Raw genomic sequence first — 24794 nt, 5'->3', positions numbered from 1 at the left:
GCGAACAGAGGTAATTGATGGAACAGAAAAAACGGATCTGGGTGGCGGTTGGCGTCATCGAGAATGAACGGGGCGATATCTTCATCGCCAGACGCTCCTCCGATCGCCATCAAGGGGATCGCTGGGAGTTTCCCGGTGGCAAGGTCGAGTCGGGCGAGGATCTGCTCACCGCACTGGATCGGGAGCTGTGGGAAGAGATCGGCATCCGGGTATTGGATTGTGCCCCCTTTATGGAGCTGCAGCACGACTACCCCGAGAAGCAGGTATTGCTGGATATCTGGAAGGTGACCCGTTTCAGCGGTGAGCCGTTCGGCAAAGAGGGGCAGGAGTGTCTGTGGGTGCCGGTGGCAGAGCTGCATAACTACCACTTCCCCGATGCCAACGGTCCGATTGTCGCGCGGCTTCAAGGCCTGCTGGCGTGAGCTGGTAGCAATCAACAAGCATGAAAAAAGGGCCAATAGGCCCTTTTTTGATATTGCAGAGGTGCGTGACCAGGGGCTTATAGCCACTGATCGCCCTCTTCCGGCTCCGGCAGCAGATCCGGGTTGATCTCCCCCGGGATCCGCTTCTCTTCATCGGCCCATTCGCCGAGATCGATCAGCTGGCAGCGCTTGCTGCAGAAGGGGCGGAATGGACTCTGCGGGCCCCATTCCACTTCGCTCTGACAGGTCGGACACTTTACCTTGGTGACCATAAGCATTCCTTAACAACAGGCGAGTTGGAATGGCACATCGCCAATCGGCTGTTCGCCGGTTGGCAGAAAGCGCAGGGCGAAGCGGTTCTTGTGGCCGCTCAGAGTCGGGTAGCATAACAGATTGCCCGGCAGCTTGATGCGGATTAGCTCGGCGCTCTCGGCGGTGTCCTGGAAGAAACCGTTGCTGGCAACCTGCTCACTGAAGCTGCCTGATTCGCGCCACAGGCGCAGCAGCAGAGTGATGGCATTCATCAGCAGGTTGATATCGCTCAGCCAGCCCTGCATCTGCTGGTGACGGTTGATGGCCGGGGTGCCGAGCCAGTGGTGCAGCTGCGGTACGTCGAAGGCACAAAGGCCACCTGGAATGGAGAAGCGCTGGCGGATGGAGCCGAGCAGACGATCCTCTTTCAGGCGGGCACCCGGGCGTGGAGAATTGAGCAGGTTGCGGGAGAGCTGGCTGCTCTCTTGCTGCATCAGTTTGATCTGCTCCAGATCGACGTCGGGCAGGCTGGCCCAGTGGCTCAGACGCTGGCCGAGACGCTCCAGATCCTTGATGAGGTCGGCGCGCAGGTCACCACGCTCCAGCAACTCCTGCAGATCGAACAGCCCCTTGAAGAAGGCGATATGTGCCCAGGATTGTTCACTCTCCAGATTGTCGCGGATCTGGGAAAACAGGGACTCCAGACGAAGATAGGTCCGGCTTTTTTCATTGAGGGGGAAATCGTAAATCATGCCTAATCCTGGCCAGCCATAAACCGGCCTAGTGTACTCACACTTGGCGGGCTTGTTGAGAGGCAATTGCCAGATATGTCTCGTGCAGCGCCAAAATCCGCGTTTTAATCGCCATTTCGCTACCATTGTGGTTTTCGATGACATCATCCGCCGCAGCGAGACGTTCCGACCGGCTCGCCTGAGCGGCGATGATGGCTCGGGCCTGCTCGGCCGATACCCCATCCCGGCGGCAGGTGCGCTCAACCTGGGTGGCTTCATCCACATCGATCACCAGCACCCGGTTGGCGAGGCCGGTGAGTTTGTTCTCCACCAGCAGTGGCACCACCAGCAGGCAGTAAGGAGAACTGGCCGCGGCACATTGGCGCAGCATTTCGCTGCGAATCAGCGGGTGGAGCAGGGCATTGAGCCACTCCTTGGCCTGTGGATCGCTGAAGACCCGCTCGCGCAGGGCACGACGGTCGAGTTGACCGCTCGGATCAATCACATTCGGGCCAAAATGGTCGGCGATGGCGGCAAGGGCCGGGGTACCCGGCTCGACCACTTCGCGGGCGATCACATCGGCATCCACCACCTCGATACCCAGCGCGGCAAACTGATTGGCGATAGTGGTCTTGCCGCTGCCGATACCACCTGTGATAGCAACTACATACATGGGGGCCTCTTGCTCAAAGCAGGGTAGAGAGATACCAGCGGGTGATGGTATCGCCCCATAGCAGGGCGATCCAGCCCGCGATGGCGAGGTAGGGGCCGAAGGGGATGGGCTTGCCCTGATGGTGTTTGTGCAAGGCGATCAGACTGATGCCGATCACTGCGCCGATCAGGGATGAGAGCAGCAGAATTATGGGCAGCGCCTGCCAACCGAGCCAGGCGCCCAGCGCAGCCAGCAGCTTGAAGTCGCCATAGCCCATCCCCTCCTTGTCAGTGAGCAGCTTGAAGGCCCAGTAGAGGCTCCAGAGCACCAGATAGCCCGCCATGGCACCGATCACGGCATCCGCCAGCGGCACGAAGCCACCAGCCAGATTGAACAGCAGCCCGCCCCACAGCAGTGGCAGGGTGAGCTGGTCGGGCAGCAACATTTTGTCGAGATCGATAAAGGTGAGGGCGACCAGCACCCAGGTCAGCAGCAGGGCGGCCAGTGTGCTCCAGCCTGGCGTTATGACCATGGCAACGGCCACCGAGAGCAGGGCGGTCAGCAGCTCTACCAGCGGATAGCGGGCCGAGATGGGGGCCTGACAGTCGCGGCAACGCCCTTTGAGCCAGATCCAGCTCAACAGCGGGATGTTCTCCAGCGCAGTGATGGCGTGGCCACAGTGAGGGCATGCGGAGCGCGGCACCATCAGGTTGTAGCACTCTGGCGCAGTGGCCTCCTCATCAGGGGTGAAGTAGCTGCGATATTCGGCCTGCCACTCCCGTTCCAGCATGATGGGCAAGCGGTGGATGACCACGTTAAGGAAGCTGCCGATCATCAGGGAGAAGAGAAAAACCAGCGAGAAGTAGAGCCATGGCAAGCCGTGAGCCAGCTCGAGAAGAAGTGTCATAACCAACCGTCAGTTATTGAATGAGGGGGAGGGCATGGTTGTGGTGCCATGCCCTGATGAATCAGCCTACCACGTCGCCAAGCTTGAAGATGGGCAGGTACATGGCAATAACCATACCGCCGACCAGCACCCCGAGCACCACCATGATGAGGGGTTCCAGCAGGCTGGTGAGGCCATCGACCAGATCATCCACCTCCTGTTCGAAGATGGTGGCGACCTTGGAGAGCATATCATCGATGGCACCGGACTCCTCACCGATCATCACCATCTGGATCACCATGTCGGGGAAGAGATCGACGGTGCGCATCGCCACGTTGATCTGCATGCCCGCCACCACCTCGTTGCGGATGGCCATTACCGCGGTGCGATAGACATAGTTGCCGGAGGCGCCAGCCGCCGAAATCAGCGCATCTACCAGCGGAATACCGGCGGAGAAGGTGGTCGACAGGGTGCGGGCAAAGCGAGCCATCGCCGCCTTGTGCAGGATCATCCCGACCACCGGAATGGTGAGGACGAACTTGTCGGTATTGTCTTTCACCTTCTGGGAGGCCCGCCAGGCCCGCACGTAAAGGAAGATGCCAAGGGCCGTGCCACCAAAGAAGACATACCACCAGTTCTGCATAAAGCGCGAGATGCCGATAACAAACTGGGTGAACACCGGCAGCTCGGCGCCGAAGCTCTTGAAGATATCCTCGAACTGCGGAATGACAAACAGCAGCAGGATGGAGGTGACCACGATGGCGACCAGAATGACCATGGTGGGATAGAACATCGCCTTCTTGATCTTCGACTTGAGCGCTTCCGACTTTTCCCGGTAAGTGGCGATACGGTCGTAGATGGTCTCCAGCGCTCCGGATTGCTCACCGGCTTCCACCAGATCGCAGTAGAGATCGTCAAAGTAGAGGGGATGGCGGCGCAGCGCCTCCGACATGGGGGTACCGGTCTCCACATCGGCGGCAATCTGCCCCATCAGCTCGCGCATCGAGGCTTTCTCGTGGCTGCGGGCGATGATCTGCAGGCTCTGCACCAGCGGTACACCGGCGGAGAGCATGGTGGTGATCTGACGGGAGACGATGGCGATATCCATCGGTTTAATCTTGGCGCCGCCCTTGGAGAAGAGCCCTTGGGATTTCTTGGCCACCTTGGTGACGTTGACCCCCTGTTTACGCAGTTCGGCCTTGACGGTGTTGATGCTGTCGGCCTGCAGCTCGCCGGAGACCTTCTGCCCCTTGCGGTTTACCCCGTGCCAGCGGAAGGCGAAGACTTTCTTGGGGGCATTGTTCTTTTTCGTTAGGGTTGCCATCTTTGCATCCTGCAATGGGGTTGGTTGTCAGAGCCTTGCTCTGCACGTCACCAACCTGGTCAAGGTGCCCGACTGGCTTGATGCCTGCGGGGTACTGATAGGGTGTGTGGTACCTTCTTGGCGCCAGCCCGGTCACTTTAATGCCTGATTATTCTGTCGCTCGGGTTACCATCCATACCGAGTTTGTGGGCGAATGATGCGTTCTGCCAACCAAACCGGCGGGTCGTTCCGCTACACGGATCAGTTGGTGGTGACCCGGTTGACCTCGGCCAGACTGGTGACCCCGAGCCGGGCCTTCTCCAGTCCCGAGGTGCGCAGGGTGCGCATCCCCTCCTTCTGGGCGATAGCGGCGATTTGCAGGGAGTTTGCCCCTTGCATGATCAATTTGGCGATGTTCTCTGACATCAGCATGATTTCGTAGATGCCGACCCGCCCCTTGTAGCCGCCGGAACACTCCTTGCAGCCGACCGGTTTGAACAGTCGCAGTCCAGCTGCCAGCTGCTGCGGCGTAAAGCCCAGCTCCAGCAGCTCGGCTTCCGGTACCACTTCCGGCGCTTTGCAGTGGTCGCACAGTTTACGGGCCAACCGCTGGGCCATGATCAGGGTGACCGAGGAGGCGATGTTGAAGGCCGGAACCCCCATGTTCATCATCCGGGTCAGGGTCTCGGCGGCGGAGTTGGTATGCAGGGTGGAGAGCACCAGGTGGCCGGTCTGGGCCGCCTTGATGGCGATCTCGGCGGTTTCGAGATCGCGAATTTCACCCACCATCACCACATCCGGATCTTGCCGCAAGAAGGAGCGCAGTGCGCTGGCGAAGGTGAGCCCCGCCTTGGGGTTGACCTGCACCTGGTTGACGCCGGGCAGGTTGATCTCCACCGGATCTTCGGCGGTGGAGATATTTACCTCGGTGGTGTTGAGAATATTGAGGCCGGTATAGAGCGAGACCGTTTTGCCCGAGCCGGTGGGGCCGGTGACCAGTATCATCCCCTGCGGTTTGGAGAGGGCGCGCAGGTACTGCGCCTTCTGCCGGTCATCAAAGCCGAGTTGCTCGATATTGAGGCGTGCCGCCGAGGAGTCGAGCAGACGGATAACGATCTTCTCCCCCCACATGGTGGGCAGGGTGTTGACCCGCATATCCATCGATTTGTTGCGTGACAGCTTCAGTTTGATGCGGCCATCCTGTGGCAGCCGCCGCTCGGCGATATCGAGCCGCGCCATCACCTTGAGGCGAGCGGAGAAGCGGTTGGAGAGGTTGACCGGCGGTGTGGCGATCTCGTGCAGAATGCCATCGATACGAAAGCGCACCCGATACTTGAACTCATAGGGCTCGAAGTGCAGGTCGGAGGCACCGCGCTTGATGGCGTCCATCAGGATCTTGTTGATGTACTTGACGATGGGAGCATCGTCATCGGTGGTATTGACGCTCTCGTCCAGCCTGCTGTTCTCGTCGGAGACCTCGAGATCCGAAATCTCGGACTCGTCGATATCCTCCATGCCGAGGGCGTCGTTTTCGCTCTCCAGCAGCTTGCCGATGGCGGCGGTGAGCTTGTTCTCCTCCACCAGCAGCGCTTCGGTATGAAGGCCGAAGCTGAAGCCAAAGTCCTCCAAAGCCGAGACATTGGTCGGATCCGACATGGCGATATAGAGGGTGTGGCCCTGGGTGTAGATGGGCAGCACATGGTGTTTCTCAATCAGCTTCTGATTGAGGTACTTCTGCGGGATCTCGGCCAAATCGAAGGCGGCAAGATCCAGCAGAGGTACCCCATACTCCAGCTCGCAAAAATCGGCGAGCGCCTTGCTGTCGAGGATCTCGTTCTCTATCAGAAATGTCACAAAGGGTTTGCGCTGGGCCTTGGCCTGGCTCAGATAGCGCTGGGAGTCCTCTTCACTGATCAGTGAAGAGGCGGCCAGGCTTAACGCCAGGCCGCTATTGGGGCTAGATGTCATCGATTATTGGCAAACGGCACCAGATACTTTCCCCCAGACAATTTGCCCATTCGTAATGCTGGTTGAAGAAAGGGTGCAACTATTACCACTTAGATCACCTGCACCTGTAGCGGTAATTACCGCACTAGATGCCGTAAATGTTGTTGCGGATACAGAACCAACATATTGGGTCGCGGTGTATGTGGGCATTGTGCAACCAGTGAAGTTACTTGAAGCAGCACAAACTTCCATCGCTGTTTTTACTGACCCCATTGCCGCACTCAACTCTGCGCCTTTGGCCTTATTGACATAGTTCTGATAAGCCGGCAGCGCGACTGCCGCCAGAATGGCCACGATCGCGACCACGATCATCAGTTCAATAAGGGTAAAACCCGATTGTTTCTTCATTTGAAATATCCTTTTATCCTTGGTTCCTGGGAAGTGTCGGTGGAAAATCATCCGCACGTCAGTATCTTATCCGAGCTGTCAGGGGTGGCAACAGAGATTGCTGCCTTTGTTAACCACTTTCATGTCATTTACCAAAAACTTGATGCGAGTCATAAAATAAGTGGTTTCTTATGACTCTTTGTTACGGGTGAAAGCGGGTCCGTCATTACACTCCTTTGCTGAGGGATCCTGCATAAAGAAAAGGCGCCCATGGCGCCTTTTGCAAGTTGTTTATCCGGTTAGCTCGAGTATTTGCTCAGGCCTGCGGGGTGAATCTCACTGCTGGATAAAGCGCATGGAGAGATCGAGCGCCCGTACATGCTTGGTCAGCGCCCCGACAGAGATAAAATCGACACCGGTGGCGGCAAACTCGGCCAAGGTGTCCAGCGTCACATTACCGGAGACTTCGAGCTTGGCGCGGCCCTGATTGATGGCGACCGCTTCGCGCATCATGGTCACGTCGAAGTTGTCGAGCATCACGATATCGGCGTGTGCCGCCAGCGCCTGTTCCAGCTCTGCCAGTGATTCCACTTCCACCTCTACCGGTTTGCCCGGATTGAGATGACGAGCCTCATTAATCGCCTCGGCAATGCCGCCACAGGCGAGGATATGGTTCTCCTTGATGAGGTAAGCGTCGTAGAGGCCGATGCGGTGATTCTTGCCGCCGCCACAGGTGACTGCGTACTTCTGGGCGGTGCGCAGCCCAGGGATGGTTTTGCGGGTGTCGAGCAGGCGGCAGTCAGTGCCTTCCAGCTCTGCCACATAGCGAGCGGTGAGGGTGGCGACGCCGGAAAGGGTCTGGACAAAGTTCAGCGCATTGCGCTCGCCGGTCAGCAGCAGGCGGGCAGGGCCGTGGAGGCGGAACAGCTCCTGATTGGGGGAGAGCACTTCCCCATCCTGCACCTTCCACTCCACCTTCACGTCGCCGCCGAGTTGTACAAACACTTCGTCCACCCAGGGCTGGCCGCAGAATACACCGGCTTCGCGGGTAATGACCCGGGCAGTGGCCATCCGATCCGCCGGGATCAGCTGGGCGGTGATATCGGCGCTGGCGTCCGGTTGGTCCAGCGTGGTGAGGGCATCGCCCAGATCTTCGAGTAGTGCGGCGCGCACGGCGCGGCTGACATCCTGTTGAAACATGCCTTATTCCTGCAAGGGTCTGAGCAGCAGTTGCCGCTCCTTTTGAACCAGCTCCAGCCGACCGAGGGCGTTCATGCCAACCAGCACTTCGTCACCGTCTGCCGCCGGATTGATAAAGATGGCCAGATCGTACAAGGTCAATGGCCCCATCGCCAGCGTTTCGATGGTGCCGTTGCCGACCCGGATCTGCCCCGCAGCGGTATTGACCTGGCTGCTGCCGTGAGCGGTCAGGCCGAGCCGCTCGGCAACCTGCTGCGGGATGGTGATCCGGGTGGCGCCGGTATCGAGCAGCAGTTGCACCGGCTGGCCGTTGATGGCACCCTCCAGACGATAGTGGCCGCTCTGGTCGGCCCGCAGCAACAGCTCGCCGCTGGCGGTGACGCTTGGTTGGTTGCGGGAGTGAAAATAGAGGGTCAGCAGGCCCATCAAAGAGAGCCAGGCCAGTAACCACATCCAGCGTGCCGTGTGCTGCATACCCCATCCATATCGAGCGGAAGATGACTCAGCCTAACATACCATTTCCCTTTGATTCAGTGAGTTGGTGTCGGGTTGCCTATCAGGTATCTTCGTTTTCTCGCCATTTATCAGCCAACTCGAGTAGCCGATGACTCAACTCGCTTCGCAACCTTGTTTCTCTATCGATGCCGCTGGCTGGTGCCAGCAGGCGCGCCGGGTGTCTTCTCCCCATCACAACGAACGGGCCGCGCCGGATGATATCTCCCTGCTGGTGGTGCATGGCATCAGCCTGCCGCCTGGGGAGTTTGGCGGTCCCTTTATCGACGATCTCTTTATGGGACGACTCGACCCCGAGGCTCACCCCTATTTTGCCGGTATCCATCAGCTGCGGGTTTCGGCACACTGCCTGATCCGCCGTGATGGCGAGTTGGTGCAGTATGTACCGTTTGGCGCGCGCGCCTGGCATGCAGGTGTCTCGAGCTGGCAGGGGAGGGAGTCATGCAATGACTTCTCCATTGGTATCGAGCTGGAAGGGACTGACGAAACCCCCTATACCGAGGCTCAATACTGGGCGCTGGCGGGGCTCACCCGAGCCATCTCGGAGCGCTATCCGGCCATCACCCACGAAAAAATTGTCGGCCATTGCGACATCGCGCCAGGGCGCAAGACGGATCCCGGAGCCAGTTTCCAGTGGGATTACTACCGTCAGTTACTAAACAGCTAAAGTAAATATTCAAATTTAGTTTGGATTTTAAAATCAATGGCTTGCCTATCTGGCAGGCCATTTTTGTCTCTGGTTGCGCAAATGTTATTTGTGAGCGAGGTCAAGAATATTGGTCAGACCATTTTCTATGAGCTAAATCATGTTTCCCCTGCTTTACCTCTTAAGTGGTGGGGCTGATTCTTGACTCAGATCATCTTTTGAGTGGACTTTTCAAAAGGCCTCTGCTAATTTTCGCCCCATCCATAAAATTGGTAATACCAATTTAACAAAGTAGCCTCATGCCCTATCGCAAGATTACGCAACCCAAGTTGGCCGACTCCATTGTCGCCGAGCTGGAACAGATGATTCTGGAAGGCAGCCTGCAACCGGGGCAGAAATTGCCTCCCGAGCGGGAACTCGCTATCCAGTTTCAGGTATCGCGCCCCTCCCTGCGCGAAGCCATCCAGCGACTGGAAGCGCGCGGATTGCTTTATCGCCGTCAGGGCGGCGGCACTTATGTGCAGAATGCCCTGAGCAAGGGGATCGCCGATCCTCTGTTCGAACTGCTCAGTACCCACCCGGAAGCCCAGTATGACCTGCTGGAGTTTCGCCACGCGCTGGAAGGCATCTGTGCCTACTACGCGGCCTTGCGGGGAACCGGGTCTGATTTCGAGCGTATTCGTCAGGTGCAAACCACCATCGAAGAGGCGGGCCAACTCGGTTCGCTGGTGGCCGAGTCGGCAGCCGTCACCCAGTTCTATCTGGCGGTGGCCGAGGCGTCCCACAACGTGGTGCTGCTGCACCTGCTGCGGGCCATGAGCCCGATGCTCGAACAGAACATTCTGCAGAATAACGAGATTTTGAATCGCCGCCCGGGAGTGGTAGCCAAGATACGTCGCCATCGCGCGAATCTGATCGAGGCTATTCTTTCGGGGGCTCCGGAGCGGGCCAGAACAGCTTGTCATGAGCATCTGGCCTTTATCGAGGACACCTTGTTGGATATGCAGAGGGAAGACAGCCGGATCCAGCGATCCATGCGTCGGATCCGTCAGCAGGAAAACTAATCCCACAAGGCTTTATTGTCGAATGCTTGCGCCCTTCGCCGTGCAATGCCGTGCAATCACAACAACATAGGAACCAGCCATGTCTGATATCCTGAAGAACGATGTGGACCCGATAGAAACGCTGGAGTGGCTTGCCTCTCTGGAATCCCTGCTGCGTGAAGAGGGTCCGCAACGCGCTCAGTTCATCCTTGAACAGTTGGCCGAGAAAGCCCGCGTAAGCGGTGTGGACGTGGCTGCCAAGGCAAATCGCGATTACATCAACACCATCCCGTCCAGCGACGAGCCGGACTACCCGGGTGACCTGGAGATGGAACGCCGCATTCGCGCCATCATCCGCTGGAACGCCATGATGATCGTGCTGCGCGCGTCCAAGAAAGACCTGGACCTGGGTGGTCACATGTCTTCCTTCGCTTCTTCTGCGACCATCTATGATGTCTGCTTCAACCACTTCTTCCGTGCTCGCAACGAGAAGGATGGTGGCGATCTGGTTTACTTCCAGGGTCATATCTCCCCGGGCATCTATGCTCGCGCCTTTGCTGAAGGTCGTCTGACCGAAGAGCAGCTGGACAACTTCCGTCAGGAAGTGGACGGCAAGGGTATCCCTTCCTATCCGCACCCGAAACTGATGCCGGACTTCTGGCAGTTCCCGACCGTATCCATGGGTCTGGGCCCCATCGCCGCCATCTATCAGGCTCGCTTCCTGAAGTACCTGACCGACCGTGGCATCAAGGATTGCTCCGAGCAGACCGTTTACGCCTTCCTGGGGGACGGCGAGATGGACGAGCCGGAAGCCAAGGGTGCCCTGACTGTTGCCGTGCGTGAAAAGCTCGACAACCTGGTATTTGTGGTTAACTGCAACCTGCAGCGTCTGGATGGTCCGGTTGTCGGTAACGGCAAGGTCATCAACGAGCTGGAAGGCCTGTTCGCTGGCGCCGGTTGGGACGTGACCAAGGTGATCTGGGGTCGCAAGTGGGATGAGCTGCTGAAGAAAGACACTTCCGGCAAGCTGATCCAGCTGATGAACGAGACCGTGGACGGTGACTACCAGACCATGAAGTCCCGCGACGGTGGCTACATCCGCGAGCACTTCTTCAACCGTTATCCGGAAACTGCCGCGCTGGTCAAAGACATGACCGACGAGGAGATCTTTGCTCTGAACCGCGGTGGTCACGATCCTCGCAAACTGTTCGCTGCATTCAACAAGGCAACCCAGACCAAGGGCAAGCCGACCGTTATTCTGGCCAAGACCATCAAGGGTTACGGCATGGGTGAAGCGGCTGAAGGCAAGAACATCGCTCACCAGGTCAAGAAGATGGAGCTGGACTCCGTGCGTCACCTGCGTGACCGCTTCAACCTGCCAGTAGCCGACGAGCAGCTGGCCGATCTGCCGTACCTGAAGATCGAAGCCGGTTCTGCCGAGCACAAATACCTGCACGACCGTCGCACCGCCCTGAAAGGCTATGTGCCGACCCGTCTGCGTGAAAGCACCACCAAGCTGGAAATCCCGGCACTGGATGCCTTCGCTCCGCTGCTGGGTGAACAGGCGCGCGAAATCTCCACCACCATGGCGTTCGTGCGTTCCCTGAACGTGATGCTGAAAGACAAGTCCATCGGCAAGCGCATCGTTCCGATCCTGGCTGACGAAGCCCGTACCTTCGGTATGGAAGGCCTGTTCCGCCAGATCGGTATCTACAGCCCGCACGGTCAGCAGTACACCCCGCAAGACCGCGACATCGTCTCCTACTACAAGGAAGACAAGCAGGGTCAGGTTCTGCAAGACGGTATCAACGAGCTGGGCGCCATGTCCTCCTGGCTGGCTGCTGCGACCTCTTACAGCACCAACGATTGCCCGATGATCCCGTTCTACATCTACTACTCCATGTTCGGCTTCCAGCGGATCGGCGACATGGCGTGGGCAGCCGGTGACCAGCAAGCCCGTGGCTTCCTGCTGGGTGCGACCTCCGGTCGTACTACCCTGAACGGCGAAGGTCTGCAGCACGAAGATGGTCACAGCCACATCCTGGCGAACACCATCCCGAACTGCATCTCCTACGACCCGTCCTACGCCTATGAAGTGGCGGTGATCGTACAGGACGGCCTGCGCCGCATGTACGGTGAGAACCCGGAGAACGTGTTCTACTACATCACCACCCTGAACGAGAACTATGCCATGCCGGCCATGCCGGCAGGCGCCGAGGAAGGCATCCGCAAGGGTATCTACAAGCTGGAATCCGTAGCCGGTGCCAAGGCGAAAGTTCAGCTGCTGGGTTGTGGTTCCATCCTGGGTCACGTGCGCAAGGCTGCCCAGATCCTGGCCAGCGAGTACGGCATCGGTTCCGATGTGTTCAGCGTCACCTCCTTCAACGAGCTGGCCCGTGACGGTCAGGACGCGGATCGCTGGAACATGCTGCACCCGACAGCCGAAGCTCGCGTACCGTACATCGCTCAGGTACTGGGTTCCGAAGCCACCATCGCTGCGACCGACTACATGAAGTCCTTCGCCGATCAGGTTCGCGCCTTTGTTCCGACCGAGAACTACCGCGTGCTGGGTACCGACGGTTACGGCCGTTCCGACAGCCGTGCCAACCTGCGTCGTCACTTCGAAGTGAACGAGTTCTACGTGGTGGTTGCTGCTCTGACCGAACTGGCCAAGCGCGGCGAGGTAGACAAGCAGGTTGTGGCCGACGCCATCGCCAAGTACGGCATCGATGCCGACAAGGTCAACCCGCTGTACGCGTAAGTGGATCAAGGGTCTCGCCGTCATGCGGCGCGACCCTGCCAGGATTTAAAACGGTTAACGCGAGATGTGCGTGGTGGCATCAGCCAGTCACGCGGATCGACGCAAGAGGATAAAGCACAATGTCCAAACAGATTATGGTGCCGGATATCGGCGCCGATGAAGTTGAAGTCACCGAGATCATGGTGGCCGTGGGTGACAAGGTCGAGCTGGACCAGTCCATCATCGCGGTAGAAGGCGACAAGGCCTCCATGGAAGTACCGGCCCCGTCCGCCGGTATCGTCAAAGAGATCCTGATCAAGGTGGGCGACAAGGTTGCCACCGGTTCCCAGATCATGATCTTCGAAGCCGAAGGCGCTGCCGCCCCTGCTGAAGTGGCTGCACCGGTTGCTGCTGCTCCGGCCGCCGCACCTGCCGCTGCCGTGCGCAAAGATGTGCACGTGCCGGACATCGGTGACGACGAAGTGGACGTGACTGAAATCATGGTTGCCGTGGGCGACATGGTTGAAGCTGACCAGTCCATCATTGCCGTGGAAGGTGACAAGGCCTCCATGGAAGTACCGGCTCCGTTCGCAGGTCGCGTGGTCGAGATCAAGGTTGCCGCTGGCGCCAAGGTCTCTACCGGTTCTCTGGTGATGGTCTTTGAAGTGGCTGGCGCTGCGCCTGCTGCCGTTGCTGCTCCGGCTCAAGCTGCCGCGCCCGTGGCTGCTGCCCCGGTTGCCGCCGCTGCCAAAGAGGTCAACGTACCGGATATCGGTGGCGATGAAGTGGAAGTCACCGAGATCATGGTTGCGGTGGGTGACAAGGTTGAAGCCGACCAGTCCCTGATCGCTGTGGAAGGTGACAAGGCTTCCATGGAAGTGCCTGCGCCGTTCGCCGGTGTGGTCAAAGAGATCAAGGTGAAGGCGGGTGACAAGGTCTCCACCGGTTCCCTGATCATGGTCTTCGAAGTGGCTGGCGCTGCTCCTGCCGCCGCGCCGGTTGCTCAAGCTGCCGCTCCGGTCGCTGCAGCCCCTGTTGCCGCTGCTCCTGCCGCCGCGCCGGTTGCCCAGGCTGCTGCCGCTGCTACCGATTTCGTTGCCAACGATGCCTATGTACACGCCTCTCCGGCAGTACGCCGTCTGGCGCGCGAGTTTGGCGTCAACCTGGCCAAGGTGAAAGCCTCCGGTCGCAAGGGCCGCATCGTCAAAGAAGACGTACAAGCCTACGTGAAGGATGCCATCAAGCGTGCCGAGTCCGCTCCTGCCCCTGCCGGCGTAGCCGGTGGCAACGGTCTGGGCGTACTGCCGTGGCCGAAAGTAGACTTCAGCAAGTTCGGTGATGTGGAAGAGGTCGAGCTGACCCGCATCCAGAAGATCTCCGGTCCGAACCTGCACCGCAACTGGGTCATGATCCCTCATGTCACCCAGTTCGACGAAGCCGATACCACCGAGCTGGAAGCGTTCCGCAAAGAGCAGAACGCGATGCTCGAGAAGCAGAAGGCCGACGTGAAGATCACCCCGCTGGTGTTCATCCTGAAAGCCGCCGCCAAGGCGCTGGAAGCTCACCCGCGCTTCTGCAGCTCTCTGTCCGAAGATGGCAGCAAGCTGATCATGAAGAAGTACATCCACATCGGTGTGGCGGTGGATACCCCCAACGGTCTGGTTGTGCCCGTGGTGCGCGATGTTAACAAGAAGGGCATCATGGAGCTGTCTCGCGATCTGGCCGAGATCTCCAAGAAGGCCCGTGCCGGCAAGCTGACCGCTGCCGACATGCAGGGCGGTTGCTTCACCATCTCCAGCCTGGGTGGCATCGGCGGTACCAGCTTTACCCCGATCGTCAACGCGCCGGAAGTGGCGATCCTCGGTGTTTCCAAGTCCGAGATGAAGCCGAAGTGGAACGGTAAAGAGTTCGCGCCGCGCCTGATGCTGCCGCTGGCTCTGAGCTACGACCACCGCGTGATCGATGGTGCCGATGGGGCTCGCTTCATCACCACCATGAACGGCGTGCTGTCCGACATTCGTCGACTGGTCCTGTAAGTGAGAGGGCGGGCCCAGAGCCTGCCCTTTTTACTTCTCATTTCATTAACATGATCGTAAACTTGCCCCGTTTTTTTCACGGCTGCAGCCACCCGTTTCGGTATAAGACTGCGCTGTCCGGGGATATAAGAACGACAAAGAGGTCATGATGAGTAAAGAAATCAAAACCCAGGTCGTAGTACTGGGTGCTGGCCCTGCCGGTTATTCCGCTGCTTTCCGTGCAGCCGATCTGGGTCTGGATACTATTATCGTCGAGCGTTACTCCACCCTGGGTGGCGTCTGCCTGAACGTGGGCTGCATCCCCTCCAAGGCGCTGCTGCACGTTGCCAAAGTGATTGAAGAAGCCAAGGCGCTGGCCGAGCACGGCATCGTCTTCGGCGCACCGCAGACCGACATCGACAAGATCCGTCTGTGGAAAGAGAAGGTTATCAATCAGCTGACCGGCGGTCTGGCTGGCATGGCCAAGATGCGTAAAGTTCAGGTTGTTAACGGCTTGGGTAAATTTACCGGCCCGAACACCCTTGAAGTGGAAGGTGCAGACGGCAAGACTACCGTGACCTTCGACAACGCCATCATCGCGGCCGGTTCCCGTCCGGTGAAACTGCCGTTCATCCCCCACGATGACCCGCGCGTATGGGACTCTACCGATGCGCTGGAGCTGAAAACCGTTCCCGGCAAACTGCTGGTTATCGGTGGCGGCATCATCGGTCTGGAGATGGGTACCGTTTACTCCTCTCTGGGTTCCGAGATCGACGTGGTGGAATTTGCCGACCAGCTGGTTCCGGCTGCCGACAAAGACATCGTCAAGATCTACACCAAGCGCGTCGCCAAGAAATTCAACATCATGCTGGAGACCAAGGTCACCGCAGTTGAAGCGCGCGAAGACGGCCTGTACGTCTCCTACGAAGGCAAGCACGCCCCGGCCGAGCCGGTTCGTTACGACAACGTGCTGGTTGCCGTAGGCCGTGTGCCGAACGGCAAGATGCTGGATGCCGAGAAGGCAGGCGTTGCTGTGACCGAGCGTGGTTTCATCGAGGTGGACAAGCAGCTGCGTACCAACGTGGCTCACATCCACGCCATCGGTGACATCGTTGGCCAGCCGATGCTGGCACACAAAGGTGTTCACGAAGGTCACGTTGCCGCCGAAGTGATCGCCGGCAAGAAGCACTACTTCGACCCGAAAGTGATCCCGTCCATCGCCTACACCGAGCCAGAGATGGCATGGGTTGGTCTGACCGAGAAGGAAGCCAAGCAACAGGGCCTGAACTTCGAAGTCGCCACCTTCCCGTGGGCTGCTTCCGGCCGCGCCATTGCGTCCGACTGCTCCGACGGTATGACCAAGCTGATCTTCGACAAGGAGAGCGGCCGCGTCATCGGTGGTGCCATCGTGGGTACCAACGGTGGTGAACTGTTGGGTGAAATCGGTCTGGCCATCGAAATGGGTGCGGACGCCGAAGATATCGCGCTGACCATCCACGCTCACCCGACTCTGCACGAGTCCGTGGGTCTGGCTGCCGAAGTGTTCGAAGGCTCCATCACCGACCTGCCGAACGCCAAGGCCAAGAAGAAAAAGTAATTTTCTTCCCCGCTTGTCTAAAAAGCCGCTCGAATGAGCGGCTTTTTGTTTTCTCCTTGCTGCCCCGACGTCAGCAAAGCCCAATATGCTAAAGATAGGTTTTGGCACTGACGAGAGAGGCACGATGCTAGAAGCACCTATTCCACCCGATGAGGCATTGCGGTTGGAGACCCTGCGGCGGCTCTCTTTGCTGGATTCCGAGGCCGAGGAGCGGTTTGACCGGCTGACCCGCATGGCCCGACGGGTGTTCAATGTCCCCATCGCGCTGGTGAGTCTGGTGGATGAAGATCGCCAGTGGTTCAAATCCTGTATCGGGCTGGAGGTTAGTGAGACCGCGCGTGACATTTCGTTCTGTGGCCACGCCATCATGGGTAATGAGACCTTCATCGTGCCGGATGCTTCGCAGGATCCCCGCTTTGCCGACAATCCGCTGGTGGTGGGTGGGCCCGGCATCCGCTTCTATGCCGGACAGCCACTGCGGATCGCCAACGGCTGCAAACTGGGGACGCTCTGCATCATAGATACGGTGCCACGGGAATTGAGTGAGGAGGATGTGGGACTGCTCAAGGATCTGGCGGCGATGGTGGTGCGGGAGCTCGAAGCGGTGCAGCTGGCCACCATTGATGAGTTGACCCTGATCTCCAATCGGCGCGGGTTCGTGATGCTGGCGGAGAAGAGCCTCTCGCTGGCCGGTCGCTTGCAGATGCCGCTGGCGCTGCTCTATCTGGATCTCAATGGCTTCAAGGGGATCAATGATAGGTGGGGGCATGCAGAAGGGGATCGGGCCCTGATCGCCTTTGCCACTCTGCTCAAGCAGGCTTTTCGTGGCGCCGATGTGTTTGCCCGCATGGGCGGCGATGAGTTCGCCGTCCTGTTGCCCAATGTGGTAGAGGCGCAGGCGCAATTGGCCTATGAGCGTTTCAATGCCATGTTGGCCGAGCACAATCAGCACAGTGGTTGCGGCTATGCGCTGACCTGCAGCACCGGGATTGTCTGCTATGACGGGCGTGGCTGTGTCTCCCTGGCCGAGCTGCTCACCCGTGCAGATGAGCTGATGTATCAGCGCAAACGGGATGGCAAGGGCTGACTGCTATGCCGGATTAGCCGCCACCAAAACAACAGAGAGCGCCACGGCGCTCTCTGTTGTTGATGACTACGTTCAAGGTGCTGGTTAGAGCCGGAAGTTGCCGACCAGCTTGTCCAGCTGACCGGAGAGCTGCTGCAGGCTGCGGCTCGATTCGGTCAGCTGGTGGGCGATATCGGCGGTCTCCATGGTGAGCTGGTTGATATCTTCCACGTTGCGGTTGATCTCGCCGACCACGCTGGACTGCTCCTCGGTGGCGGTGGCGACCTGGATATTCATGTCGTTGATCTGGGTGATGTGGGCAGTGATCTGGCCGAGGGCGGCGTTGGCCTCATCGGCCTGGCTCACCACCTCCAGACTCTGGTTGCGCCCCTGAGCCATGGCGCTGACCGCGCGGGCACTCTGCTCCTGCAAGCGGTTGATCATCCCCTGGATCTCGGCGGTCGAGGCGGCGGAGCGGTTGGCGAGGTTACGCACCTCATCTGCCACCACGGCGAAACCGCGACCCTGTTCACCGGCGCGAGCGGCCTCAATGGCGGCGTTCAGTGCCAGCAGGTTGGTCTGCTCCGAGATGCTGCGGATGGTTTCGAGGATACTGCCGATGGAGTCGGTCTGGCTCGCCAGCGACTCGATAACCCCTGCCACCTGCTCAATCTCGCCTGAGAGGTCGACGATGCCGTGGCGCGCCTGCGCTACCACTACTGCCCCCGCATCGGCCTGATCGTTGGCCTGTCTGGCTACTTCGGCTGCCAGCGAAGCGTTACCGGCGATCTCGCTCACCGTGGCCCCCATTTCGTGGATGGCGGTGGCCACCTGCACAGTACGGTCACGCTGGGCAGTACAGTTGTGCTGGGTCAGCTGCGCCTTGTTGGCCACCTCGTTGGCGGTGGCCGCGAGCTGGCGGGAGTTCTCCGCCACCTGCTCGATGGAGCCGTGGATCTTGGCGACAAAGTTGTTGAAGCCGGTGGCGACCTGACTCAGCTCGTCACGTCCTTCCACTTTCAGGCGCTGGGTAAGATCCCCATCGCCGCTGCCCAGCTCCTTGAACAAGCGGGCCAGTTCGTTGAGCGGGCGGCTGACCGAGCCTGCCAGCAGCATCCCCATCAGCCCCATGGCCAGCGCAATCACCAGCGAGATCATCAGGATCTCGTTGCGGGTCTGATCCAGCTCGGCATAGATCTCGGCTTCTGGCACCTGGGCCACCAGATACCAGTCGAGCAGCGGGATATAGCTGCTGGCCAGTACCATGGGCTCGCCATTTACCTCGGCGTTGATGACGGCAAAGGGGCGTTTGGCCAGCAGGCTGCCGGTATCACCGCTGGCGATGCCGCCCAAGGTATCGCGTTCGATACGGTTGGCCTCGGGGTGCAGCTTCACCTTGCCGCTGCCATCGACCATAAAGACGATGCCGCTCTCTTCCAGCCGGAAGTTGGAGACCATGGTCACCATGGTGTCGAGGGATTTGGCAAAGCCGGCCAGCCCGCGCCCGTTGAGCTGCTGGAAGTTGACGAACAGCTTCACCTCGCCGTTGCTCTCGCGGAAGATGCTGAGGGTCATCTCCTTCTGGCTCTTGGTGTAGTCATAGAACCAGGCGTCTTGCGTGGGGGTCAGGTTGCGCAGAAAGCCATCCTGGTTGTAGTAGGCTGCACTCTGGCGATCGGCGAAGGAGGCGGTCACCAGACCATACTGGTTGGCCACATCCTTGAGCTGGTTGATGAGGATCGGCTCCTGCTCTTTGGGCATGCCCCGATCCACCCAGTCGAGGATGAAGCGGTCGGTGGCCAGTTGGCGGGCGGCCTGGGCGATGCCGTGGAGATCCTGTTCAATCTCCTTGCTGATCCGCTGGGTCAGGTTGGGGAGCTCCTGCTCGAACATCCGGTTTTCGATCAGTTGCTGGGCCGAGCGTTGACTGAAGTAGCCTACCAGCAGGCAGGAGACGACCACGGCCAGGGTGACCGTGGCCAGTATTTTCTGTTTAAGAGTGAGGGTTGCCAGCATAAAGGTGCTCAAAAGGTTGAGATTGACGACGCTCATATTAGCGGCAGCGCGGCGCTACCCATGAGGCTTGCAGCCCTTTATTTGCGGATTACGTTTGCGCTCACAGGGGCGGCGGCGTGCCCCTTCGCCATGCAGCACAGGCGGGATGCGGATTGACGGTTGCGCTAACTGCCGGGCCCCTTATAGTAGAGGCCATCCTTGGTGACTGACCCTCTGAATAATATGGAAAATATGATGCGCAGCTTAGGTGCGGGATGGACCCGTCTGCTTTTGGTGATGCTGGCGGCCTGCCCGCTGCTGGCTGTGGCGGCACAGGGGGAGCGCCCGAAGATTGCGGTGGTGCTCAGTGGCGGCGGCGCCAAGGGATCGGCCCATATCGGCATCCTCAAGGTGCTGGAGCAGAAACGGATTCCGGTCGACATCATAGTCGGCACCAGCATGGGCTCTTATGTGGCGGGGATGTATGCCATGGGGCTCAGTGCCGAGGAGGTGGAGCGCACCACCTTGGCCATCGACTGGAACAAGGGGTATCAGGACAAGGTTGGCCGCGACGAGCTGTCGTTGCGTAAAAAGCAGCAGAACGAGCAGTATCAACTGCGCACCGACATCGGGGTGAATGGCGACACCACCCAGCTGCCGGACGGTTTCTTCCAGGGCCAATCCATGGCTAGCCTGCTGCGGGGGGCCACCTCCAACCTGCCGGTGCAGGAGAGCTTCGACGAGCTCCCCATTCCCTACCGCGCCATGGCGACCGACATGGAGACGGTCACCCCCTTTGTGCTCGATCACGGCAGCCTGGCCAAGGCGATGCAGGCCTCCATGTCCATTCCTGGCGCCCTCAAGCCTGTAGAGTGGGAGGGGCATATCCTGGCGGACGGCGGTAGCGTCAACAACATGCCGGTGGATGTCGCCAAGGCGATGGGGGCCGACGTGGTGATCGCGGTGGATATCGGTGCCAAGCTGCGTACCCGGGAGTCCCTCAAGTCAGGGTTAGCCATGATCGACCAGCTCACTACTTACATGACCCAGGTGGGCACTGACAAACAGAAGGCGCTGATGGGACCGAAGGATATTCTGATCGCCCCCGAGTTTGGCGATATGGGGATCGCCGACTTTGCCCGGATGCCGGAGGGGATCAAGATCGGTGAGACGGCGGCTGACAAGGTGTCGCTGCAACTCGATAAGCTGTCGCTCACCAAGGCGCAGTACAACGCCTATCGCAACCAGAAGCTGAGCCGCCGTGCCGAGCGTAGCGGTCAGCCCGCCTACTTCATCGACAAGGTGGAGATCATCAACAAGTCGCGCCTCTCCGACGAGACGGTGCGCGCCATGCTGAAAGTGCGGCCGGACAAGGTGCAGACCAACGAGAGTCTGGAAGCGGGCATTCGCCGCCTCTATGCCCTTGAGTCGTTCGATCGCATCACCTACGAGGTGGAGGAGCGTGACGGGGAGAATGTGCTGCTGGTGGATGCCAGCGAGAAGAACTGGGGGCCGGGCTACCTCAACTTCCAGTTCGGTTTCACCGATGACTTCGAGAACACCTCCAACTACAACGTCGGCATGTCCTATACCCTCACCAACGTCAACGAGTGGGGGGCCGAGTGGCTGACCGAAGCGTCGCTGGGCACGGCCAAACATATCAAGACCGACTTCTATACCCCGCTCGAACCCTCCCAGACCTTCTATGGTGAGGCGAGTCTGGCCTATGACCAGACCCTGCGCCGCCTGTTTTTCCCCAATCCGGATCCCGAGGCGGTTTCGATAAGCTATCTCGACTCCGAATACTCCTTCTTCAGCGGTGATCTGGCGGTGGGCTGGAACCGCCAGCCCTGGAGCCGGTTGTCGATGGGACTGGAGGGACAACTGGGCACGATTGATGTGAAGAACTTCAAGGGGCTGGAGATGGATGCCACGGCGTGGGGCCCCTATGTCCGTTTTGAACACGACAATCTGGATAGCCTCTATTTCCCCTATCAGGGGGTGAAATGGGACATGAAACTGGGCCACTCCCACGTCAGTGTGGATGGACTTGAGTCGGCAGATGGCCGCAGTGAAGGCTGGAATTATCAGCTTTCGATGATCAAGCCCTGGTCATGGGACAGGCACAGCCTCAACCTGATCCTCGAAGGGGGTGGCTCGGGCAGTGAAGAGGTGGTGCCGCTGCATATTCAGGATCTGGGCGGACTGTTCCGCCTCTCCGGTTTCCAGCGCTACCAGCTGAGCGGTCGCTACAGCCTGTTTGGTGGCCTGCGCTACATCTATCGGGTGGCGGACAACGACTTCGGTGCCCTCAAGATGCCGCTCTATCTGGGTGGATCTCTGGAGCAGGGGGGGGTCTGGAACAAGGGGGAGGATATCAGTCTGGAGAGCTCCTTCACCGCCGGTTCGCTTTATGTCGGGGTGGAGAGCTTCCTCGGCCCTGTGTTCCTCGGCTACGGCATGGCGGAGGGGGGCAATGACGTCTTCTATCTGCAATTGGGCAGTACGTTCGAATAATGCCGAAATGATGCCAATTTGTTAACTATGGTTGAGGGCGTTCAATTAATTTTCAAAAAACACCAGTCTGTTTAATTGGTTACGACTTTGTGGTGAATAAGTAAACAGGGTTTGGATTTTAATTAGTCGTTAAAACTTATATAGTGGGGAGCACCCTACGGGGTGTCCCGCAAGGACGATCGCCGCGAGCGTGGGCGAACCCCAAAAAAAGACCAAAGAGGAATTAGTCGTGCTTGAAACATACCGTAAACACGTCGCAGAACGTGCCGCCGAGGGCGTGGTTGCCAAACCTCTGGATGCAGAGCAGGTCGCCGCCCTGGTAACGCTTCTCAAGAACCCGCCCGCTGGCGAAGAAGACTTTCTGAAAGAGCTGTTGTCCTCCCGTATTCCCCCCGGTGTTGATGAAGCGGCCTATGTCAAAGCCGGTTTCCTCACCGCCGTCGCCAAGGGCGAAGCCCACTCTCCCATCCTGACTGCAGCCGAAGCCGTTGAGCTGCTGGGCACCATGCAGGGTGGTTACAACATTCAGCCGCTGATCGACCTGCTGGATCACGCCACTCTGGCGCCGCTTGCCGCCAAGGGGCTCTCCCACACCCTGCTGATGTTTGACTCCTTCCATGACGTGGAAGAGAAGGCCAAGGCGGGCAATGTCCACGCCAAACAGGTGATGCAGTCCTGGGCTGATGCCGAGTGGTTCCTCTCCCGCCCGGAGTTGGCCGAGAAGATCACTGTCACCGTGTTCAAGGTGACCGGCGAAACCAACACCGACGACCTCTCGCCGGCACCGGACGCCTGGTCCCGCCCGGACATTCCGCTGCACGCCCTGGCGATGCTGAAAAATGCCCGCCCCGGCATTACTCCGGACAAGGATGGCGCCGTCGGCCCCATCAAGACCATCGACGCCCTGAAAGAGAAAGGCTTCCCGTTGGCTTATGTGGGTGACGTGGTCGGTACCGGTTCTTCCCGTAAATCCGCCACCAACTCGGTGCTCTGGTTCATGGGCGACGACATTCCGTTCGTGCCGAACAAGCGCGCTGGCGGTGTTTGTCTGGGTGGCAAGATTGCCCCGATCTTCTTCAACACCATGGAAGATGCCGGCGCACTGCCCATCGAGGTGGATGTCTCCAAGCTGGAAATGGGCGATGTGATCGACATCTACCCCTATGCCGGCAAGATCTGCAAACACGGCACCGAACAGGTGCTGGCACAGTTTGAACTGAAAACCGACGTGCTGATCGACGAAGTGCGCGCCGGTGGCCGTATTCCGCTGATCATCGGTCGCGGCCTGACTGACAAGGCCCGCGAAGCGCTGGGTCTGCCGTTCTCCACCGTATTCCGTCGCCCGCAGCCGGTGGCCGATACCGGTAAAGGCTTCACCCTGGCTCAGAAGATGGTGGGCAAGGCGTGCGGCGTGAAGGGCATTCGCCCGGGCACTTACTGCGAGCCCAAGATGACCACGGTCGGCTCCCAGGACACCACGGGCCCGATGACCCGCGACGAGCTCAAAGATCTGGCCTGTCTCGGCTTCTCCGCCGATCTGACCATGCAGTCCTTCTGCCACACCGCGGCCTATCCCAAGCCCATCGACGTACAGACCCACCACACCCTGCCGGACTTCATCATGAACCGCGGCGGTGTCAGCTTGCGTCCGGGTGACGGCGTCATCCACTCCTGGCTGAACCGCATGCTGCTGCCGGATACCGTGGGTACCGGTGGTGACTCCCACACCCGTTTCCCCATCGGTATCTCCTTCCCGGCGGGCTCCGGTCTGGTGGCTTTCGCCGCTGCTACCGGCGTGATGCCGCTGGACATGCCGGAGTCCGTGCTGGTGCGCTTCAAGGGCGAGCTGCAACCGGGCATCACCCTGCGTGATCTGGTTCATGCCATCCCCTACGCCGCCATCCAGAAGGGGTTGCTGACCGTCGAGAAAGCGGGCAAGAAGAACATCTTCTCCGGCCGCATCCTCGAGATCGAAGGTCTGCCGACCCTGAAGGTAGAGCAGGCGTTCGAGCTGGCGGACGCCAGCGCCGAGCGCTCCGCTGCCGGTTGCACCATCAAGCTGGATAAAGAGCCGATTATCGAGTATCTGAAGTCCAACATCGTGATGCTTAAATGGATGCTCTCCGAAGGCTACGGTGACGTGCGCACCATCACCCGTCGCATCAAGGGGATGGAAGAGTGGCTGGCCAACCCGACCCTGATGGAAGCTGACAAGGATGCCGAGTACGCCGAAATCATCGAGATCGATCTGGCCACCATCAAGGAGCCAATCCTGTGTGCACCGAACGATCCGGACGATGCCCGTCTGCTGAGCGACGTGGCTGGTGACAAGATCGACGAGGTGTTCATCGGTTCCTGCATGACCAACATCGGCCACTTCCGCGCCGCCGGCAAACTGCTCGAGAAGTATCAGGGCGAGCTGCCGACCCGCATGTGGATCGCGCCGCCCACCAAGATGGACAAGGATCAGCTGACCGAAGAGGGCTACTACGGCATCTTTGGTCGCGTCGGTGCCCGCATCGAGATCCCTGGCTGCTCCCTCTGCATGGGTAACCAGGCGCGGGTAGCGGAAGGAGCCTCCGTGGTCTCCACCTCCACCCGTAACTTCCCGAACCGTCTGGGTAAAGGTGCCAACGTCTATCTGGCCTCTGCGGAGCTGGCCGCCGTTGCCGCCATCCTCGGCAAGATCCCGACCGTGGCGGAGTACCTGCAGTACGCCAAGGCGCTGGATGCCACTGCGGCAGATACTTACCGCTACCTCAACTTCAACGAGATCGCCTCCTACACCAAGAAGGCCGATGCGGTGATCCTGCAGCAAGCCGTTTAACGGAATTCTTGCGCGATTTGCGCGATAAAAAGCCAATAATGCCGCGTATTTACGC

Annotated in this window: 19 protein-coding genes; 9 read left to right on the top strand and 10 right to left on the bottom strand. The window is 59.4% G+C overall.

Features of this window, described 5'->3' with window-relative positions; all coding sequences use genetic code 11:
* The first annotated feature begins 17 nt into the window (after positions 1–17).
* On the top strand, positions 18–422 hold the full coding sequence (gene mutT, locus AB5Z09_RS19365) for an 8-oxo-dGTP diphosphatase MutT (protein WP_019444787.1): 405 nt from the start codon (positions 18–20) through the stop codon (positions 420–422).
* Positions 423–499: 77 nt separating this feature from the next.
* On the opposite strand, the gene yacG is transcribed toward mutT, so the two are convergent.
* From yacG to AB5Z09_RS19320, 9 genes are all read right to left on the bottom strand, one after another.
* Positions 500–694 carry a DNA gyrase inhibitor YacG gene (yacG, locus tag AB5Z09_RS19360; protein WP_005336142.1) on the bottom strand — a complete coding sequence of 65 codons (195 nt, stop codon included), beginning with the start codon at positions 692–694 and terminating at the stop codon, positions 500–502.
* A 9-nt stretch (positions 695–703) separates the two neighbouring features.
* Positions 704–1426, bottom strand: a complete 723-nt coding sequence (gene zapD, locus AB5Z09_RS19355; RefSeq protein WP_368196023.1) for a cell division protein ZapD — start codon at positions 1424–1426, stop codon at positions 704–706.
* A gap of 37 nt (positions 1427–1463) precedes the next feature.
* Complete coding sequence (coaE, locus tag AB5Z09_RS19350) at positions 1464–2078, bottom strand: dephospho-CoA kinase (RefSeq protein ID WP_368196022.1); 615 nt, start codon at positions 2076–2078, stop codon at positions 1464–1466.
* Positions 2079–2091: 13 nt separating this feature from the next.
* Positions 2092–2964, bottom strand: coding sequence for an A24 family peptidase (locus AB5Z09_RS19345; protein ID WP_236324324.1), 873 nt, complete (start codon positions 2962–2964; stop codon positions 2092–2094).
* Between the two features lie 61 nt (positions 2965–3025).
* Positions 3026–4267, bottom strand: coding sequence for a type II secretion system F family protein (locus AB5Z09_RS19340; RefSeq protein WP_111806478.1), 1242 nt, complete (start codon positions 4265–4267; stop codon positions 3026–3028).
* 240 nt (positions 4268–4507) lie between these two features.
* Complete coding sequence (gene tapB, locus AB5Z09_RS19335; RefSeq protein WP_005356616.1) at positions 4508–6214, bottom strand: PilB family type IVa pilus assembly ATPase TapB; 1707 nt, start codon at positions 6212–6214, stop codon at positions 4508–4510.
* A 3-nt stretch (positions 6215–6217) separates the two neighbouring features.
* A complete protein-coding gene (locus tag AB5Z09_RS19330; protein WP_069554215.1) occupies positions 6218–6601 on the bottom strand; it encodes a prepilin-type N-terminal cleavage/methylation domain-containing protein in 384 nt (127 codons plus the stop codon).
* A 315-nt stretch (positions 6602–6916) separates the two neighbouring features.
* The gene (nadC, locus tag AB5Z09_RS19325; protein ID WP_368196021.1) at positions 6917–7780 is read right to left on the bottom strand and encodes a carboxylating nicotinate-nucleotide diphosphorylase; all 864 of its coding nucleotides are present in this window, start codon (positions 7778–7780) and stop codon (positions 6917–6919) included.
* A 3-nt stretch (positions 7781–7783) separates the two neighbouring features.
* Positions 7784–8254 (bottom strand): TIGR02281 family clan AA aspartic protease, encoded by a 471-nt coding sequence (locus AB5Z09_RS19320; protein ID WP_040068932.1) that lies wholly within the window; start codon positions 8252–8254, stop codon positions 7784–7786.
* A gap of 130 nt (positions 8255–8384) precedes the next feature.
* On the opposite strand from AB5Z09_RS19320, the gene ampD reads away from it, so the two are divergent.
* The 6 genes from ampD (at position 8385) to AB5Z09_RS19290 (ending at position 17421) form a co-directional block, all read left to right on the top strand.
* Positions 8385–8960 carry a 1,6-anhydro-N-acetylmuramyl-L-alanine amidase AmpD gene (gene ampD / locus AB5Z09_RS19315; protein WP_368196020.1) on the top strand — a complete coding sequence of 192 codons (576 nt, stop codon included), beginning with the start codon at positions 8385–8387 and terminating at the stop codon, positions 8958–8960.
* Between the two features lie 278 nt (positions 8961–9238).
* A complete protein-coding gene (gene pdhR, locus AB5Z09_RS19310; protein ID WP_005336127.1) occupies positions 9239–10003 on the top strand; it encodes a pyruvate dehydrogenase complex transcriptional repressor PdhR in 765 nt (254 codons plus the stop codon).
* Between the two features lie 79 nt (positions 10004–10082).
* Positions 10083–12743 (top strand): pyruvate dehydrogenase (acetyl-transferring), homodimeric type, encoded by a 2661-nt coding sequence (aceE, locus tag AB5Z09_RS19305; protein WP_368196019.1) that lies wholly within the window; start codon positions 10083–10085, stop codon positions 12741–12743.
* Between the two features lie 119 nt (positions 12744–12862).
* Positions 12863–14758, top strand: a complete 1896-nt coding sequence (aceF, locus tag AB5Z09_RS19300) for a pyruvate dehydrogenase complex dihydrolipoyllysine-residue acetyltransferase (protein ID WP_368196018.1) — start codon at positions 12863–12865, stop codon at positions 14756–14758.
* 148 nt (positions 14759–14906) lie between these two features.
* On the top strand, positions 14907–16334 hold the full coding sequence (lpdA, locus tag AB5Z09_RS19295) for a dihydrolipoyl dehydrogenase (protein ID WP_005336123.1): 1428 nt from the start codon (positions 14907–14909) through the stop codon (positions 16332–16334).
* Between the two features lie 124 nt (positions 16335–16458).
* Positions 16459–17421 (top strand): sensor domain-containing diguanylate cyclase, encoded by a 963-nt coding sequence (locus tag AB5Z09_RS19290; protein ID WP_139428303.1) that lies wholly within the window; start codon positions 16459–16461, stop codon positions 17419–17421.
* 84 nt (positions 17422–17505) lie between these two features.
* Here AB5Z09_RS19290 and AB5Z09_RS19285 read toward each other — a convergent pair whose 3' ends face one another.
* Positions 17506–19416: a methyl-accepting chemotaxis protein gene (locus tag AB5Z09_RS19285; protein WP_047438772.1), complete on the bottom strand. Its 1911-nt coding sequence runs from the start codon at positions 19414–19416 to the stop codon at positions 17506–17508.
* 234 nt (positions 19417–19650) lie between these two features.
* Between AB5Z09_RS19285 and AB5Z09_RS19280 the strand changes: the two genes are divergently transcribed.
* Positions 19651–21912 (top strand): patatin-like phospholipase family protein, encoded by a 2262-nt coding sequence (locus AB5Z09_RS19280; RefSeq protein ID WP_368196058.1) that lies wholly within the window; start codon positions 19651–19653, stop codon positions 21910–21912.
* 229 nt (positions 21913–22141) lie between these two features.
* Complete coding sequence (gene acnB, locus AB5Z09_RS19275; RefSeq protein ID WP_019444774.1) at positions 22142–24739, top strand: bifunctional aconitate hydratase 2/2-methylisocitrate dehydratase; 2598 nt, start codon at positions 22142–22144, stop codon at positions 24737–24739.
* Positions 24740–24794: the final 55 nt, after the last annotated feature.

It is taken from the genome of Aeromonas sp. R2-2, assembly GCF_040908355.1.
GTDB classification, from domain to species: Bacteria; Pseudomonadota; Gammaproteobacteria; order Enterobacterales; family Aeromonadaceae; genus Aeromonas; species Aeromonas veronii.
The sequence above is the reverse complement of the archived record's forward strand: the minus strand, read 5'-3'. Positions and strand labels throughout refer to the sequence as shown.

What these genes read in the sequence shown, in the direction of transcription:
- mutT (WP_019444787.1), top strand. Translation starts at nt 18, where the DNA reads ATGGAACAGAAAAAACGGATCTGGGTGGCGGTTGGCGTCATCGAGAAT.
- yacG (WP_005336142.1), bottom strand. Translation starts at nt 694, where the DNA reads ATGGTCACCAAGGTAAAGTGTCCGACCTGTCAGAGCGAAGTGGAATGG.
- zapD (WP_368196023.1), bottom strand. Translation starts at nt 1,426, where the DNA reads ATGATTTACGATTTCCCCCTCAATGAAAAAAGCCGGACCTATCTTCGT.
- coaE (WP_368196022.1), bottom strand. Translation starts at nt 2,078, where the DNA reads ATGTATGTAGTTGCTATCACAGGTGGTATCGGCAGCGGCAAGACCACT.
- AB5Z09_RS19345 (WP_236324324.1), bottom strand. Translation starts at nt 2,964, where the DNA reads ATGACACTTCTTCTCGAGCTGGCTCACGGCTTGCCATGGCTCTACTTC.
- AB5Z09_RS19340 (WP_111806478.1), bottom strand. Translation starts at nt 4,267, where the DNA reads ATGGCAACCCTAACGAAAAAGAACAATGCCCCCAAGAAAGTCTTCGCC.
- tapB (WP_005356616.1), bottom strand. Translation starts at nt 6,214, where the DNA reads ATGACATCTAGCCCCAATAGCGGCCTGGCGTTAAGCCTGGCCGCCTCT.
- AB5Z09_RS19330 (WP_069554215.1), bottom strand. Translation starts at nt 6,601, where the DNA reads ATGAAGAAACAATCGGGTTTTACCCTTATTGAACTGATGATCGTGGTC.
- nadC (WP_368196021.1), bottom strand. Translation starts at nt 7,780, where the DNA reads ATGTTTCAACAGGATGTCAGCCGCGCCGTGCGCGCCGCACTACTCGAA.
- AB5Z09_RS19320 (WP_040068932.1), bottom strand. Translation starts at nt 8,254, where the DNA reads ATGCAGCACACGGCACGCTGGATGTGGTTACTGGCCTGGCTCTCTTTG.
- ampD (WP_368196020.1), top strand. Translation starts at nt 8,385, where the DNA reads ATGACTCAACTCGCTTCGCAACCTTGTTTCTCTATCGATGCCGCTGGC.
- pdhR (WP_005336127.1), top strand. Translation starts at nt 9,239, where the DNA reads ATGCCCTATCGCAAGATTACGCAACCCAAGTTGGCCGACTCCATTGTC.
- aceE (WP_368196019.1), top strand. Translation starts at nt 10,083, where the DNA reads ATGTCTGATATCCTGAAGAACGATGTGGACCCGATAGAAACGCTGGAG.
- aceF (WP_368196018.1), top strand. Translation starts at nt 12,863, where the DNA reads ATGTCCAAACAGATTATGGTGCCGGATATCGGCGCCGATGAAGTTGAA.
- lpdA (WP_005336123.1), top strand. Translation starts at nt 14,907, where the DNA reads ATGAGTAAAGAAATCAAAACCCAGGTCGTAGTACTGGGTGCTGGCCCT.
- AB5Z09_RS19290 (WP_139428303.1), top strand. Translation starts at nt 16,459, where the DNA reads ATGCTAGAAGCACCTATTCCACCCGATGAGGCATTGCGGTTGGAGACC.
- AB5Z09_RS19285 (WP_047438772.1), bottom strand. Translation starts at nt 19,416, where the DNA reads ATGCTGGCAACCCTCACTCTTAAACAGAAAATACTGGCCACGGTCACC.
- AB5Z09_RS19280 (WP_368196058.1), top strand. Translation starts at nt 19,651, where the DNA reads ATGCGCAGCTTAGGTGCGGGATGGACCCGTCTGCTTTTGGTGATGCTG.